Genomic DNA, 16,608 nt, shown 5'->3' on the forward strand with positions numbered 1-16,608 from the left:
GACGCTCAGGCTGGTCAACCCGGCTTGCTTTCACAAGCCCCCGACTTCAGTCGGGGGGCGTTGACACAGCATCAGCCGGTCACACCGACGATGGTCAGCAGGGCCAGGATGGCCACGAAGGCAATCACGCTGCGAAACACCAGACTGGAAGCCCGCTCTACCGCGGAACGGGCCGCCAGGGGCTCCTGGAGTTCTTCCTCGTCGAGCTGAATGGCCTCACAACCGGCATCCCGTAACAGGGCTTCGTTCTCGGCCACCATATTGCCCCAACTTCCCAAAAAGCCGGTACGCAGCACCGGGAAGGCCCGATCAAAACTGCCAGTGAGGGCGTAGAACAGCACCATCAGACGGGCAGGAATCCAGTCCAGTAATCCCTGCAGTTGGGTGGCCGTCTGCTGGAAGCCGTCCGGCTCGGTCCCCTGGGGGGCGCGCATCAGGTTGGCCAGACGGTACAGCAGGGCACCCACCGGTCCCAGCACGACAAACCAGAACAACACGGCAAAGAGACTGCCATTGCTGCCGGTGAGCATTTTTTGCAGCACGGCCCGTGCCCGTTCGGCGGCATCATCGGGTACCTGATCCCCCAGCAGCGTGCGGGCATGTTTCATCTCCCGCGCCTCGTCCTTCATGGCACCGGCTTCCAGGAAGGCGTCCACTTCTTTACCCAGGTTGCGAGGACCGATGCTCAGCAGCAGCACGGCCAGGGCGATGAGTATGCCCACCAGACCACCCAGAATGCCGCCGATCAGTTGTATAAGGATGACCAGCACCACCAGCGGGATGGCCACGGTGATGACCAGGGTGGCTGTGCTGCCCAGGCCAAACCGTTCACAACGGCTGCGTATCAGGGTGGTATATCGATCCAGCCAGTTGAATTTCCTTAGATTTTCGACGGTATTACTGAAACGTTCGATGAATAATGTGACCAGTATGATGAACAGTGACATGGCGGGTTTCCCGGGTTTGAAAAGGTGACTGAAGTTTCGTTTGCCGTCACTCCCGCGTCAGAACTTCCCATGTCCGGAGGTCAGGCATCCAACAATACTTGCAACCTGGACCATTCAAAACAAGGTCCTGGATCAGTCTTTCGGCCTGGCGCGATATCGGAATGCCCCACCACCGGGGCATCGGCCAGGCCAGTATAGGTCTTTTTCAGGACGGCGATGAGTCGGGCCAGCCGCTCATACTGGGCACCGGTAAAGGGATGAACATCGCTGCCTTCCAGCTCGATGCCGATGGAAAAGTCATTGCAGCGTTCCCGTCCCTGAAAACAGGACACACCCGCATGCCAGGCCCGCTGGAGAAAGGAGACATACTGCACCATTTCACCATTGCGTCGGATCAGTATATGGGCGGATACCCTAAGCCCCTGTATCTGTTCAAAAAAAGGATGTGGCTCCGGTGGCAGGGTATTGGTGAACAGCCGGTCGATCCAGGGGCCTCCGAACGCCCCCGGTGGCAGGCTGATGGCGTGGATGACGATGAGTTCCGGCATCATCCCCGACGGACGCCCATCCTGATTGGGGGAAGGCACCCGTGTTGCGATGTCCAGCCAGCCGGTGGTGTCGATGTTCATGATAAAATACCCGCCCCGCCCTACACCCTCATGGTCATGGATACCCTCAATCCGCAACAACGCGCCGCCGTCGAATATGTGGATGGCCCTTTGCTGGTGCTGGCCGGTGCCGGCAGTGGCAAGACCCGGGTGATCACGGAAAAAATTGCCCATTTGATCCGGCATCGGGGCCTGTCCCCCAGACGGATCGCCGCCATCACGTTCACCAACAAGGCCGCCCGGGAGATGAAGGCCCGTGCCGGCAAGTTGCTGTCCCGGGACGAGAGCCGGGGATTGACGGTTTCCACCTTTCATACCCTGGGCCTGGATTTCATCCGCAAGGAACTCAAGACCTTGGGCTACAAGGCGGGATTTTCCATCTTCGATGCCGCTGATGCCCTGTCCCTGCTCAAACAATTGACCCATCGTGATGGCGATGGGGTGGAAGTGGAGGTGGCCCGCCATCGTATCAGTCGCTGGAAAAACGATATGCTGACCCCGGATCAAGCCCTGTCTCTGGCAGCCGATGATCTGGAGGCTGATCAGGCTCGCCTGTATGCCGCCTATCAGCGGGCACTTAAAGCCTATAACGCCGTGGATTTCGATGATCTGATCGTGCTGCCCGTGCGTCTGCTGGAAGATCAGCCTGAAGTGCGCCAGCGGTGGCGTCATCGCCTGCGTCATTTGCTGGTGGACGAGTATCAAGATACCAACACCTGCCAGTACCGTCTGGTCCGTCTACTGGTGGATGTGGATGCCGGGCTTACCGCAGTGGGTGATGATGACCAGTCCATCTATGCCTGGCGCGGCGCCCGCCCGGAAAATCTGATGGCCCTGCAACAGGATTATCCCCATCTGAAAGTCATCAAGCTGGAGCAGAATTACCGCTCCACCAACCGTATCCTGCAAACGGCCAATCAGCTGATTGCCAATAACCCCCACGTGTTCGAAAAACGCCTGTGGAGCGGTCTGGGGCAGGGTGATCCCATCCGGGTGCTGCCCTGCAAGGATGCAGACCACGAAGCAGCCCGGGTGGTGTCGGAGATCATGAAGCATCGCTTCAAGCATCGCCTGGAATTCAAGGATTACGCCATTCTCTACCGGGGCAATCATCAGGCCCGGGCATTTGAAAAACTGCTGCGGGAAAACAACATTCCCTACAAGGTCAGCGGTGGTCAATCCTTCTTCGAGAAGGCGGAAGTCAAGGATATCCTGGCCTATCTGCGCCTGCTGGCCAACCCGGATGATGACAGTGCTTTCCTGCGCATCGTGAATGTGCCGCGACGGGAAATTGGCGCTGCCACCCTGGAAAAACTGGGAGAATATGCCAGTCGCCGCCATGTCAGCCTGTTTACTGCCTGTTTTGAGTTTGGACTGACCCAGGTACTGTCCGAACGGGCGGTGGAGCGACTGCAGGGATTTGCCCAATGGCTGCGGGACCGGGCCGGAGACGCATCCAGCGGTGATCCTGCTGCTGTTGCCCGGATTCTGGTAGAGGAAATGAACTACGAGACCTGGCTGCTGGATCAAAGTGCCAACCCTAAAGCCGCCTCAAAACGCATGGAGAACGTGCAGGAGGTTCTGGAGTGGATGGGGCGGCTGGCCAAGGAAGGCACTGGTGGGGGCAAGAATATCGGGGAAATCGTGGCTCACATGACTCTGATGGATATTCTGGATCGGGCCGGGGGGGATACCGAGGCTGATGGGGTACGCCTGATGACGCTGCATGCTGCCAAGGGGCTGGAATTTCCCTGTGTTTTTCTGGTGGGCATGGAGGAAGAACTGCTGCCCCACCGGGTCAGTCTGGAGGAGGATAGCCTGGAGGAAGAACGTCGACTGGCCTATGTGGGCATCACCCGGGCCAGACAGGCCCTAACCCTGACCTATGCCCGCCAGCGCACCCGTTTTGGCGAAAAGATGGACTGTGAACCCAGTCGTTTTCTGGGAGAGTTGCCCGAGGCACATCTGGAATGGCCCGATGCCAAGCCCCCGGACCCGGAAGAACGCCGATTGACGGGGAAGGCCCATCTGAGCAACCTGAAATCCCTGCTGGGTTGAGAGGGGCTTGATTGGGGTTTTGGCTCATGGGTTGAGTTTGAGACCCACCCGGGCGATCCGGTCGGCCGCCATCTCCCGCACCACCAGTTCCACCTCGCCACATTGCAGCCGGTCACCCACCACGGGCGAGGTGTTGAGACGGTCCAGGATGAATTCTTCCAGGGTCATATCCTTGGCGGATTCTGGCAGTTTGAGGCCGTAGATCAGGGACAGATCTCCCACCTTGGCATAACCGTTGAGCACGAATTCACCGAAAAATTTGCGTTCGGACAGGCGTTCGGGGGCAGAACTGGCCACGAACAGGCGATCCAGTACCGTCAGGTCATCGGGGGCCGCCAGCAGATAGAGGTAATCTCCCGCCCGCAGGTCCAGCATGTCCAGGGTGTCCAGGATGATCTTGTCGCGGACATGGGCCACCACCCGCACGCTGCGGGGCAGGGTAAAGCTGGTCCATTTCTCCCGTACCACCGGGGTATTGTCTGCCAATCGGTAAGCCACCAGTTCCAGTTCCTGCTGACCTGGAATGTCCAGTTCCACCCGCTGCACCACATGGGTGGTGGGTGGTACCTCCAACCGCAGCCAGCGGGCCACTGGTGTGATGGTCCAGCCCTGGACCAGCAGGGAGATGATCACCACGAAGAAGACAATGTTGAACAGCATCCCCGCTGCCTCGATCCCCGCCAGCATCGGGAACAGGGCCAGGATGATGGGCACGGCCCCTCGCAGACCCACCCAGCCGACAAAGACCTGCTCCCGCCAGGGAAAGTTGAAGGGCAGCAGACACAGCCACACTGCCAGAGGCCGGGCCACCAGAATCAGCACGGCAGCGATCAGCAGGGCATCCACGGCCACGGGCATCAGTTCCGAAGGGGTCACCAGCAGCCCCAGCATCAGGAACATGCCGATCTGGGCCAGACTGGCGATCCCGTCGTGAAAACGGTTCACATACTGGGAAGCCTGCATGGGACGGTTCCCCACCACCAGACCTGCCAGATAGATGGCCAAAAATCCGCTGCCCTGCATCACTGAGGCCAGGCCGAAAATGGACAATCCTCCAGCCAGGGCCACCAGGGGATAAAGCCCCTGGGAAATCTCCAGTCGATTGATGAGCCAGACCAGTCCCAGGCCACCGACAATCCCTACCAGGGCACCCAGACCCATCTGGCGAATGAATTCCCATAGCACGGTGAGTCCCATGTTGCCGTGACCACCCACCAGCAGTTCGATGAGCACGATGGTGAGAAAGATGGCCATGGGGTCGTTGGAGCCGGACTCGATCTCCAGGGTGGAACCTACCCGCTGTTTCAGTTCCAGTCCCTGGGAATGCAACAGGGAAAACACGGCGGCAGCATCGGTGGAGCCGACGATGGCTCCCAGCAAAAAGCCCAGCATCCAGTTGATCCCCAGCCACCAGGCGGCAAAGGCGCCGGTGATGCCGGCGGTGATGATCACGCCGATGGTGGCCAGACCCAGGGCTGGGCGCAGCCCCACCCGGAAGCTGTCGATGGGGGTACGCATGCCGCCGTCGAAGAGAATGATGGCCAGGGCCAGGCTGCCGAACAGGTGAGCCATCTGGATGTCTTCGAACTCGATCCCACCCGGACCCTGCTCCCCCAGGAGCATCCCGATGAACAGGAACACCAGCAGCAGGGGCACCCCCAGGCGTCGCGTGATGACGCTGGAGAGGACGCTGCCCAGCAGGATAAGGCTGCCAAAGAAGATGATCTGGTTAGTGAGGTCCATGCATAAACTTTATCAGCCATTATTAAAAAATGGCATGAGTTTAAGAATGTTCTGAACAGAGACCCACCTCACGCAAAAAAAAAGGGCCGGATATCCGGCCCCAAGCGTGCGAGAAGAGGAGAAATACGACACACGCCTTAAATAATAATCTTTCTCATTATCATGTCAACCCATTTTTAAATATTATTTCACCGGGGAGAATCTCTTGAGTCGCAGCGCATTGGTCAGTACCGAGACCGAGGACAGGGACATGGCCGCTGCCGCAAATACCGGCGAGAGCAATAGCCCAAAGAACGGGTAAAGCACACCGGCCGCTACCGGCAACAAGGTGGCGTTGTAGGCAAAGGCCCAGAACAGGTTCTGCTTGATATTGCCAATGGTGGCCCGGGACAGGGCGATGGCATGGGCCACTTGATGCAGATCGTCGGACATCAGCACCACCCCAGCCGATTCCATCGCCACATCCGTACCAGAACCGATGGCCAGACCCACATCCGCTGCCGCCAGGGCCGGGGCATCATTGATGCCGTCACCGACGAAAGCCACTTTGTTTCCACAGGCCCGCAGGCGCTGCACCGCCGCCACCTTGCCCTCGGGCAATACCTGGGCCACCACTTCGTCGATGCCCAGTTGCCGGGCCACGGCCTGGGCCGTGCGCTCATCGTCGCCGGTGATCATCACCACCTTGAGTCCCAGGGACTTAAGATGGGCCATGGCCGCAGCTGATGACGGCTTGGGCGGGTCGGAGATCCCCAGCAGGGCCGCCGGTTGTTGGTCCACCGCAATCAGCACCGGGGTGCTTCCCTGGGCTGTCAGGCTGGCCACAGCGTCCTGAACATCTTCCAGGTCAATTCCCGCTTCGGCCAGGAAGCGGGGCGAACCCATAAGCAGTTCATGGCCTCCCACCCGACCCTGAAGACCCAGTCCGGTCAGGGACTCAAAGTGCTCCACATCAGGCAGATCCAGCCCCCGTTGCCGGGCAGCGCGTACCACCGCCTGGGCCAGGGGATGTTCCGAGCGGGACTCCAGGGCGGCTGCCAGAGTCAGTACCTCGGCTTCATCATGATCCGCCAACACGGTGATCCCGGTCAGTTGAGGCTGTCCCTGGGTCAGGGTGCCGGTCTTGTCCAGAGCCACCACCTGGACATCCCGCAGGGATTGGAGGGCATCCCCCCCCCGAAACAGCACCCCCATCTCCGCCCCCTTGCCGGTACCCACCATGATCGAGGTGGGGGTGGCCAGCCCCATGGCGCAGGGACAGGCAATGATGAGCACCGCCACCGCATTCACCAGGGCCAGGGTGAGTGCCGGCGCGGGACCGAAAAACAACCAGACCAGAAACGTCACCAGAGCGATCCCCATCACCGCCGGGACGAAATACCGGGTCACCTGGTCCACCAGATTCTGGATCGGGAGCCGGGCGGCCTGGGCGGACTCCACCATGCGGATGATCTGGGCCAGCACGGTGTCCGAACCCACCCGCTGGGCCTTGAGGGTCATGGCCCCCTGGCCATTGATGGTGCCACCCACCACGGTGGCGCCCACTGATTTATCCACGGGCACCGGTTCGCCAGTGATCATGGATTCATCTACCCAGGACTGACCTTCCTCCACCACCCCGTCCACTGGAATGCGCTCTCCTGGCCGGACCTGAATCCGGTCACCGGGGAGAACCTGCTCCATGTCTACCTCGACCCAGTCACCGTCACGCCAGACCCGGGCGGTCCGGGGCCGCAGGCCGATGAGCCTGCGAATGGCCTCGGATGTGGCCCCTTTGGCCCTGGCTTCCAGATAGCGCCCCAGCAGCACCAGGGTGATGATCACCGCAGAAGCCTCGTAGTAGACGTGTACCGACTCCGCTGGCAAAACTCCAGGCAGGAAGGTGGCCACCACGGAATAACCATAGGCAGCAGAGGTTCCCAGCATGACCAGGGCATTCATGTCCGGGGCGCCCCGGATCAGGGCCGGTCCACCCTGACGATAAAACCGCAGTCCAGGGCCGAACTGCACCCCGGTGGCCAGCAGGAAGAACACAATATATACGCTCTGGGTCCCCAGGGCCCCATGCACCATCTGATGAAAGGCGGGGAAAATATGCCCCCCCATGTCCAGCACCAGGATGGGCAGGGTCAAAGTGGCGGCCAGAATCAGGGCGTGGCGCAGCCGGGACAGGGTTTGCTGGTGCTCGGCCCGTTCCCGGTCTTCTCGATCCGGACCGGCCTTGTGGACCCGGCTCTGGTAGCCGGCCTGGGTGATGCGTCGGGCCAGTGCTGCGGCGGAGACAGCACCGGCGAGGATATGCACCCGTGCCTGGCCGGTGGCCAGGTTGACCCCAGCCTCCACTACCCCTGGGGTCCGTTCCAGCAGGGCCTGCACCCGACTGCTGCAGGCGGCGCAGCTCATCCCGGAGACGTCCAGGATCAGGGTATCTTCGGCCACGTCATAACCGGCCTCACGGACGGCGTGGACCAAAGTGGTGATATCGGGGATATCCTGGGTGGTGACGGTGGCCTTTTCGGTGGCCAGATTGACGCTGACGGTATTTACTCCCGGCAGGGGTTTGAGGGCATCCTCCACCCGCGTGACGCAGGCGGCGCAGCCCATGCCGGTGATGGGCAGGGTCAGGGTGCGGGAAGGATCATCACTGGAACGGGACATGGGGCTTGCCGGAAAAGGGCCAGCGTCCAGATTAATACCTGAGCGGGGCCAGTGGAAACTGCCCCGGTGGTTTTTCCTTCATTCCATCCCCTCTCCCGCAAGGGGAGAGGGGCCTTTACCGGAACGCGGCGTACTTAGTTGACCCGCTCGGTCATTTCGATGCGAATTTCCACCCGACGGTTGGCAGCGCGGCCTTCCGGGGTGGTGTTGTAGGCCACCGGACGATCATAGGCATAACCGGCGGTTTGGATCATGTGGGCCGGGACACCCCGCTCCACCATGAATGCCTTGACCGAATCGGCCCGGTCCTTGGACAGGCGCTCGTTCAAGGCTCTAGGCCCGGTGTTATCGGTGTGGCCGCTGATGACGATACGCTCCACATTGTTGCCCTGGCGAATCCGCGTAACCACCCGGTCCAGCTCGCTGGTGGCAGCCGGGTTCAGACGATGGCTACCCGTGGCAAACAGCACTTCAGAACCCAGGGTTACGGTTTCATAGCGAGGGGCCGGCGGCGGCGGGGGCGGCGGGGGCGGGGTGGGTTCAGCTACTCTGACCGGCGGCGGTGCCACATAGCCGGAGCAGCCTTCGATGGCCAGGTCCACGTCCCAGCGGGGCGTGCGCACACAGTCACCGGAACCATCCCGCACCACGGTACCGCGGGGATCAGAGGCATAACCGGTATTGGCCAGGGCCACGGAGGGACCGGTCAGTAACAGGACCGATGCCAGGGCCAGACCACCGGCGAAGCTTGTTTTATGCATGTTGTATGTTCTCCTGAAAATAAAGCGGGTGATGTGGCGCTGCCACACCAGTGTATATTACCCACAAACACAAAGCCCCGCACGGGGCGGGGCTCTGCTGCCGTCGCTAAAACGGCACCTCATTGCGGTGAATCAGGCCGCAGGGCTTACATCATGCCCATGCCGCCCATGCCGCCCATGTCGCCGCCGGGCATGGCAGGCTCGTTCTTCTTGGGCAGCTCGGCCACCATGGCTTCGGTGGTGATGATCAGACCGGCCACGGAAGCGGCGTTCTGCAGCGCGGTACGGGTCACCTTGGTGGGGTCCAGGATGCCCATCTCGATCATGTCGCTGAACTCACCGGTGGCGGCGTTGTAGCCCTGGCTACCCTTGAGCTCGCGCACCCGGTTCATGACCACCGCCGGCTCTTCGCCGCAGTTGGCCACGATCTGGCGCAGAGGCTCTTCCATGGCACGTCTGGCGATGGCGATACCCATGTCCTGGTCGTGGTTGAGGCCCTTGACCTCGCCCATGGCTTCCAGGGCGCGCACCAGGGCCACACCACCGCCGGGGACCACGCCTTCTTCCACCGCGGCACGGGTGGCGTGCAGGGCGTCTTCCACCCGGGCCTTCTTCTCTTTCATTTCCACTTCGGTGGCGGCACCCACCTTGATGACAGCCACGCCGCCGGCCAGCTTGGCCACGCGCTCCTGCAGCTTTTCCTTGTCGTAGTCGGAGGTGGCGTCTTCGATCTGGGCGCGGATCTGCTCCACCCGGGCCTTGATCTCGTCGTGCTTGCCGGCGCCATCGATGATGGTGGTGTTTTCCTTGGTGACCACGATGCGCTTGGCCATGCCCAGGTCGTCGATGCTGGCCTTCTCCAGGGACAGGCCCACTTCTTCGGAGATGACCTGGCCGCCGGTGAGGATGGCGATATCCTGCAGCATGGCCTTGCGACGGTCGCCGAAGCCGGGGGCCTTGACGGCGGCCACCTTGACGATGCCGCGGATGGAGTTGACCACCAGGGTGGCCAGGGCTTCACCTTCGATGTCCTCGGCAATGATCAGCAGGGGCTTGCCGGACTTGGCCACCCCTTCCAGCACCGGCAGCAGATCGCGGATGTTGGAGATCTTCTTGTCGTACAGCAGCACGAAGCAGTCATCCAGCTCGGCGCTCATGTTCTGCTGGTTGTTGACGAAGTAGGGGGACAGGTAGCCGCGGTCGAACTGCATGCCTTCCACCACTTCCAGGGCGTTTTCCAGGGAGGAACCTTCCTCCACGGTGATCACGCCTTCCTTGCCCACCTTCTCCATGGCGCTGGCGATGATTTCGCCCACGGACTCATCAGAGTTGGCGGAGATGGTGCCCACCTGGGCAATGGCCTTGCTGTCGGTGCAGGGCTTGGACAGGTTGGCCAGTTCGGCCACGGCGGCGATCACGGCCTTGTCCACACCACGCTTGAGATCCATGGGGTTCATGCCGGCGGTGACCGCCTTCATGCCTTCGCGGACGATGGCCTGGGCCAGCACGGTGGCGGTGGTGGTGCCGTCACCGGCCACGTCGGAAGTCTGGGAGGAGACTTCCTTCACCATCTGGGCGCCCATGTTTTCGAACTTGTCTTCCAGTTCGATTTCCTTGGCCACGGACACGCCGTCCTTGGTCACGGTGGGGGCACCGAAGGACTTTTCCAGCACCACGTTGCGGCCCTTGGGACCCAGGGTGACCTTCACGGCATTGGCCAGGACGTTCACGCCCTTGACCATGCGGGCACGGGCGTCATCACCGAAGCGGACTTCTTTCGCGCTCATACTTGTCTCATCCTCTAAAAATGTATTCTGTGGGGAGCAGGGCTGGATCAGCCTTCGATGACGGCCATCACGTCTTCCTCGCGCATCACGAGGAGTTCCTGACCGTCCACCTTGACCTCGGTGCCGGAGTACTTGCCAAACAGCACCTTGTCACCCACCTTCAGGTCCAGCGGGCGCACATCACCATTGTCCAGGCTCTTGCCCTTGCCCACGGCAACCACTTCGCCGCGGATCGGCTTCTCGGTGGCGCTGTCGGGGATCACGATCCCGCCGGGGCTGGTGCGCTCTTCTTCCATGCGCTTGATGATCACCCGATCATGCAACGGACGGATATTCATGGGCCTTGACTCCTTAGAAGCAGGTTTTGGATTGACTGTGTCTGATCCCAGGGGCTGTTAGCACTCCCCCTTGGTGAGTGCTAATAATAGGGACGAACCTGCGGATGTCAAGGGGGGGAATGCTATTCCCGATCCCGGCTCTGCTCCGGTGATGCCACTTCCGGGCGTACCGGCTCTTCCCGTTCCCATTCCCCGTCGATGGTGCGTCCCCCTCTTCCCTGTTCGGGGGGCTGTTGATCATGGGGCCGGGCCTGATATCGGGTCTGGGCCGCAAAAATCCCGCGACGGATCATCAGGATTGCCAACGTCTGACGGGTGAGCGGCAGCAGGCAGGCAAAGCCAATGGCATCGGTGAAAAAGCCGGGCGTCAGCAGCAGGGCGCCGCCGATCACCAGAAAAAGGCCCTCCACCAGCGCCTGGGCCGGTAGCTGCCCCTGATCCATACTGCGCTGGATTCGGGTCAGGGTGGCGATGCCCTGCTGCTTAAGCAGGAAGGCACCAATCACGGCGGTGAGGATCACCAGGCCCACGGTGGCCCAGATGCCGATGATGCCGCCCACCTTGATCAGCACAAAAATTTCGATCAGGGGGATGGTGAAAAACAGCAGCAAAAAAATGGGAAAGACAGGCATGATGGCAATATCCATAACTGATGTGGGATGGAGGATGGCAGCAGGTACAGGTCACTTTTGCCCAGCAGTTCGACCTGGACGAAGGCCATGCCTTGCTGGAACAGCTGGGCAATCCGCTGCCGGAAGTGAATCGGGAGGTGACTGGTTCCAGCCACCTCCGACCAATATGATGCACCAGTGTCAGCGGTGCCTCCATCACACCATGGCTTACTTCAGGTCAAAGCGGTCCGCATTCATCACCTTGACCCAGGCCTTGACGAAGTCCTTGACGAACTTCTCCCGGTTGTCATCCTGGGCATAGACTTCGGCATAGGCCCGCAGGACCGAGTTGGAACCAAACACCAGGTCGACCCGGGTGGCGGTCCACTTCACCTGGCCGCTGTTGCGATCACGGATTTCGTAGAGGTTGTTGCCGACTGGCGCCCAGCGGTAGCCCATGTCGGTGAGGTTGACGAAGAAGTCGTTGCTCAGCACCCCCACCCGGTCCGTGAACACGCCATGCCGGGTGCCGCCATGGTTGGTGCCCAGGACGCGCATGCCGCCCACCAGCACCGTCATTTCCGGGGCGGTCAGCCCCATCAGCTGGGTGCGGTCCAGCAACAGCTCCTCGCTGGTGACCACATAGTCCTTCTGCTGCCAGTTGCGGTAGCCGTCGTGGATGGGTTCCAGCACGGCATAGGACTCGGTGTCGGTCATCTCCTCGGTGGCATCCCCACGGCCCGGTGCAAAGGGCACGGTGATGTCCACGCCGGCATCCCGTGCGGCCTTTTCCACCGCCGCCGTGCCGCCCAGCACGATCAGGTCGGCCATGCTCACCGGCTTGCTCAGGCCGGACTGGATGCCTTCCAGCACGCCCAGTACCTTCTTGAGACGTTCCGGCTCGTTGCCTTCCCAGTCGCACATCGGCGCCAGACGAATCCGGGCGCCGTTGGCGCCGCCCCGGCAGTCGGAACCACGGAAGGTACGGGCACTGTCCCAGGCAGTGGCGACCAGCTCGGAAACGCTCAGGCCGCTGGCGAGGATCTTGTTCTTGAGGTCGGCGATTTCGCCATCATCCAGGGTGTAATCCACGGTGGGGATGGGGTCCTGCCAGATCAGGTCCTCCTGGGGCACGTCCGGACCCAGGTAACGGCTCTTCGGCCCCAGATCGCGGTGGGTCAGCTTGAACCAGGCCCTGGCGAAGACCTCGTTGAAATACTCAGGATCCTTGTAGAAACGCTCGGAGATCTCCCGATAGATGGGGTCCTTGATCATGGCCATGTCGGCGTCGGTCATGATCGGGTTGTAGCGGATGGACGGATCTTCCACGTCCACCGGCTTGTCTTCCTCCTTGATATCGACAGGTTCCCACTGCCAGGCACCGGCCGGGCTCTTCTTCAGCTCCCATTCGTGCTCCAGCAGCATCTTGAAGTAGCCGTTGTCCCACTTGGTGGGGTAGGTGGTCCAGGCGCCTTCAATGCCGCTGGTGATGGTTTCACGGCCACAGCCCTTGCCCTGGGGGTTATGCCAGCCCAGGCCCTGTTCTTCGACGCCGGCCCCTTCGGGGTCCGAGCCCAGCCTGGAGGCATCGCCGTTACCATGGCATTTGCCCACGGTATGGCCACCGGCGGTCAGGGCCACGGTTTCCTCATCGTTCATCGCCATGCGGGCAAAGGTGATGCGCACGTCATGGGCGGTCTTGAGTGGGTCGGGATTGCCGTCCACCCCTTCCGGGTTGACGTAGATCAGGCCCATCATCACGGCGGCCAGGGGGTTTTCCAGGTCGCGCTCGCCGGAGTAGCGGCTACCTTCGCCGCCGGACTTGGCCAGCCATTCCTTTTCGGAACCCCAGTAGATGTCTTTTTCCGGGTGCCAGATGTCCGCGCGGCCACCGGCAAAGCCGAAGGTCTTCAGACCCATGGACTCGTAGGCCATGTTGCCGGCCAGAATGATCAGGTCGGCCCAGGAGAGCGCATTGCCGTACTTTTTCTTGATCGGCCACAGCAGGCGACGGGCCTTGTCCAGGTTGACGTTGTCGGGCCAGCTGTTGAGCGGCGCAAAGCGCTGGTTGCCGGTCCCGGCCCCCCCGCGGCCGTCGGCAATGCGGTAGGTGCCGGCGGCGTGCCAGGCCATGCGGATCATCAGGCCGCCGTAGTGGCCCCAGTCGGCGGGCCACCAGTCCTGGCTGTCGGTCATCAACGCCCGCAGATCCCGCTTGACGGCTTCCAGATCCAGCTTTTTGAATGCCTCGGCATAATCAAAATCTTCGCCCAGAGGGTCGGTCTTGGTGTCATGCTGGTGAAGGATGTCCAGATTCAGTGCATTGGGCCACCATGCCATGGTGGAGGCACCACTGGCAGTATTGCCGCCATGGATAACCGGGCATTGACCGGGGGTGTGACTGTTGTTTTCTGCCATCTCTCTCTCCTGCTGGTGGTTTGTGGATATCTGTGACCTGCTCCAAGCCTGTTGTCCCCAAAAGCAGATACCGGGACTTGACTGGCTGCCGATGATGCCTTGATATCATCGGAGACGGTCATCTTGATCAGGGCTTGACCCTGGACAGGGGCAGCTCACCAGAATCTGTTTTAGAATGAGTTTATTTCTTATATCTGATTTTTCCACACCATTCAATTCTGCTGGAAGACATCCCGAGTCCCCGAGTGCCCAAGATTCTCCATCCTAACATCCACACAATCTATCTGGTTGTGATCATCAGCTCGGCTTTGCTGACTGCCAGTTTTTACTGGGTGGGCTTCAAGCCGCTGGCGGATCGGCTGCGGGAAGGACATGCCCTGGAGATTGCCCACGGCCTGCAGTCAACCCAGTGGCTGGTGCAGGGTGTGCTGGACCGACATTTTGCCCTGGCCCATCAGACCGCCAGCCGCTCGGCGATTCGGGAAAAACAGGTGGCCTATCTGGAGGGGCAACATACCCTGGAAGCCCTGCAGACCTTTACCGCCCCCAAACTGGAGGATGCCTTGCGGGCCAACCAGGAGTTGCTGGGTATTCACCGCAAGGACCCTTTGGGCCAGGATCTGGTGAGCGTGGGGGTTCCCCTGGATCCAGCCATGACACTGCACTGCCCGCAGCCTGGTCAGACCCAGCTTCAGATGCTGGGGCCTGCCTCCCTGGGAGGGTTGACCACCCTGCTGTACTGTTCCCCCATCAAGCACCCGGAACAGGGGTTGGCAGGCTGGGATATATTGGTCATGGATGCGGGGGCCTTGTACCGGATTCTGGAGCAACCCCAGCGCCACGACCTGCGTACCATGACCTTTAGCATCACCGATCATGCAGGGCATATCCTGTTCTGGCCCCAGACCCTGGAACATGCCCATTCCTGGCAGGTGTTGCTGGATTATCTTGAACAGGACAAGGCCACGGAAGGGTTCATGATTTCGGTCATTTCCCTGGCCCGTAGCAATTGGCAGGTGGTGGCGGTGGTGGACGAGCAGCGTTTTTTTGCCGAAACCAACCGTCAATTGATGATTCTGCTGGGGGTGGTCGGGGGGATGGTCTTGCTGGTGCTTGTCCTCACCGTTCTGGTGCTGCGGCCCATTATCCGGGCTTTGGTCCGGGCCAGGGAACTGGGACGGGAAATTCAGCTGGATGGCATGACGGGCCTGTATCACCATGCTTATATGCAGCAGTTACTGAGCCGGGAGATTGCGCGGGTCCGCCGCTATGGCAATGCCTTTTCCGTCTTGATGTTCGATCTGGACCATTTCAAACGGATCAATGATACCCACGGTCATCCAGTGGGGGATCAGGTGCTGTTGCAGATCGCCGATACCGTCAGGCAACTGGCCCGGAACTCGGACCTGGCCGCCCGTTATGGCGGTGAGGAATTCATGCTGATCATGCCTCAAACCCACGAGGATGGGGCACTCATGATGGCCCAGCGATTACTGGAGGCAGTGAATGGGCAGCCGTTTGTCACGGCCGCGGGACCGATCCCGGTGACCATCAGCATTGGTGTGGTCACCTGCCCGGAGGGGGGTTCTCCGCCCAGCCGGGAACAGCTGATCCAGGAGGTGGATAGTGCGCTTTACACGAGCAAGCGCACCGGTCGCAACCGCATTACCCAAAAGGTGATCGGGCAGGGCGAGGGCGTTAATCCTCCTTGAGACGCAGTTCCTTGGGCAGGGAGAAGGTCACCTTTTCCGGGCGTCCTTCGTGTTCCACAATGGTGTCCACCCCCAAGGGGTGCAGATGAGCCAGCACCTGCTGCACCAGCAGTTCCGGTGCAGAGGCGCCGGCACTGACACCGATCCGCTGCCGGCCTTCCAGCCACTGAAGCTGAATGTCTTCGGCACCGTCGATCAGATAGGCTTCCACCCCCAGCTTTTCGGCAATCTCCCGCAGCCGGTTGGAGTTGGAGCTGTTAGGGGAACCCACCACCAGAATCAGGTCGCATTCGGCAGCCAGAACCTTGATGGCATCCTGCCGGTTCTGGGTGGCGTAGCAGATGTCGTCCCGGCGCTGGCCCTGAATATGGGGAAAGCGCGCCCGCAGGGCGTCCACGATACCCTGGGTATCGTCCATGGACAGGGTGGTCTGGGTCACGTAGGCCAGGGTTTCTGGGTGTTTCACCTCCAGCCGGGAGGCGGCTTCCACGTTTTCCACCAGATAGATCTCGCCCCCCTGGCTGCGGTCATACTGGCCCAGGGTGCCGTCCACCTCGGGATGACCGCCATGGCCGATGAGCACCACTTCCTCGCCCCGGGCGGCATGGCGGGCCACCTGCATGTGGACCTTGGTCACCAGGGGACAGGTGGCATCAAAGACCCGCAGGCCCCGGCGATGGGCTTCGTCGCGCACGGTGCGGGGCACGCCGTGGGCGCTGAAAATGACCGTAGCCCCATCCGGGACCTGATCCAGTTCCTCGACAAAAATGGCGCCCTTTTGCCGCAGTTCATTGACCACATAGCGGTTATGGACCACTTCGTGACGCACGTAGATGGGGGTGCCGAACAGATCCAGCGCCCGTTCGACGATCTCGATGGCCCGGTCAACACCGGCGCAGAATCCGCGGGGATTGGCGAGGAGGATGTGCATGGTCAGACCCGGTGGGTATGTTGGCAGGGGGGACGA

General features: G+C 61.2%; 13 protein-coding genes. 3 read left to right on the forward strand and 10 right to left on the reverse strand.

Going from position 1 to position 16,608, the window contains the following annotated elements; translation table 11 throughout:
- Positions 1–71: 71 nt before the first annotated feature.
- Both ampE and ampD read right to left on the reverse strand, forming a co-directional pair.
- Entirely contained in the window at positions 72–947 is an 876-nt protein-coding gene (gene ampE / locus BMX62_RS08475; protein ID WP_090207342.1) for a regulatory signaling modulator protein AmpE, read from the reverse strand.
- 80 nt (positions 948–1,027) lie between these two features.
- The gene (gene ampD, locus BMX62_RS08480; protein ID WP_090207346.1) at positions 1,028–1,576 is read right to left on the reverse strand and encodes a 1,6-anhydro-N-acetylmuramyl-L-alanine amidase AmpD; all 549 of its coding nucleotides are present in this window, start codon (positions 1,574–1,576) and stop codon (positions 1,028–1,030) included.
- Positions 1,577–1,612: 36 nt separating this feature from the next.
- Between ampD and rep the strand changes: the two genes are divergently transcribed.
- Positions 1,613–3,613, forward strand: a complete 2,001-nt coding sequence (gene rep, locus BMX62_RS08485; protein WP_090207479.1) for a DNA helicase Rep — start codon at positions 1,613–1,615, stop codon at positions 3,611–3,613.
- A 24-nt stretch (positions 3,614–3,637) separates the two neighbouring features.
- Here rep and BMX62_RS08490 read toward each other — a convergent pair whose 3' ends face one another.
- The 6 genes from BMX62_RS08490 to BMX62_RS08515 all read right to left on the reverse strand — a co-directional run bounded on the left by BMX62_RS08490 (position 3,638) and on the right by BMX62_RS08515 (position 11,532).
- Complete coding sequence (locus tag BMX62_RS08490) at positions 3,638–5,356, reverse strand: potassium/proton antiporter (RefSeq protein ID WP_090207349.1); 1,719 nt, start codon at positions 5,354–5,356, stop codon at positions 3,638–3,640.
- A 183-nt stretch (positions 5,357–5,539) separates the two neighbouring features.
- Complete coding sequence (locus tag BMX62_RS08495) at positions 5,540–8,014, reverse strand: heavy metal translocating P-type ATPase (protein WP_090207353.1); 2,475 nt, start codon at positions 8,012–8,014, stop codon at positions 5,540–5,542.
- Between the two features lie 134 nt (positions 8,015–8,148).
- On the reverse strand, positions 8,149–8,775 hold the full coding sequence (locus tag BMX62_RS08500) for an OmpA family protein (RefSeq protein ID WP_090207356.1): 627 nt from the start codon (positions 8,773–8,775) through the stop codon (positions 8,149–8,151).
- Between the two features lie 146 nt (positions 8,776–8,921).
- Positions 8,922–10,562 carry a chaperonin GroEL gene (groL, locus tag BMX62_RS08505; RefSeq protein WP_090207361.1) on the reverse strand — a complete coding sequence of 547 codons (1,641 nt, stop codon included), beginning with the start codon at positions 10,560–10,562 and terminating at the stop codon, positions 8,922–8,924.
- Between the two features lie 47 nt (positions 10,563–10,609).
- Entirely contained in the window at positions 10,610–10,900 is a 291-nt protein-coding gene (gene groES / locus BMX62_RS08510) for a co-chaperone GroES (protein WP_008931806.1), read from the reverse strand.
- Positions 10,901–11,022: 122 nt separating this feature from the next.
- Entirely contained in the window at positions 11,023–11,532 is a 510-nt protein-coding gene (locus tag BMX62_RS08515) for an FxsA family protein (protein WP_090207482.1), read from the reverse strand.
- A 20-nt stretch (positions 11,533–11,552) separates the two neighbouring features.
- Between BMX62_RS08515 and BMX62_RS12840 the strand changes: the two genes are divergently transcribed.
- Positions 11,553–11,702 (forward strand): hypothetical protein, encoded by a 150-nt coding sequence (locus BMX62_RS12840; protein WP_156055384.1) that lies wholly within the window; start codon positions 11,553–11,555, stop codon positions 11,700–11,702.
- A 37-nt stretch (positions 11,703–11,739) separates the two neighbouring features.
- Here the strand turns inward: BMX62_RS12840 and katG are convergent, their stop codons facing one another.
- The gene (gene katG / locus BMX62_RS08520) at positions 11,740–13,929 is read right to left on the reverse strand and encodes a catalase/peroxidase HPI (protein WP_090207364.1); all 2,190 of its coding nucleotides are present in this window, start codon (positions 13,927–13,929) and stop codon (positions 11,740–11,742) included.
- Between the two features lie 245 nt (positions 13,930–14,174).
- Here katG and BMX62_RS08525 point away from each other — a divergent pair, with 245 nt between their 5' ends.
- Positions 14,175–15,641, forward strand: a complete 1,467-nt coding sequence (locus BMX62_RS08525; protein ID WP_090207368.1) for a GGDEF domain-containing protein — start codon at positions 14,175–14,177, stop codon at positions 15,639–15,641.
- Here the strand turns inward: BMX62_RS08525 and ispH are convergent.
- Positions 15,628–16,572: a 4-hydroxy-3-methylbut-2-enyl diphosphate reductase gene (gene ispH / locus BMX62_RS08530; protein ID WP_090207372.1), complete on the reverse strand. Its 945-nt coding sequence runs from the start codon at positions 16,570–16,572 to the stop codon at positions 15,628–15,630. The genes BMX62_RS08525 and ispH overlap by 14 nt on opposite strands.
- Between the last annotated feature and the right edge of the window lie 36 nt (positions 16,573–16,608).

Source organism: Ectothiorhodospira magna (assembly GCF_900110965.1).
GTDB lineage: Bacteria > Pseudomonadota > Gammaproteobacteria > Ectothiorhodospirales > Ectothiorhodospiraceae > Ectothiorhodospira > Ectothiorhodospira magna.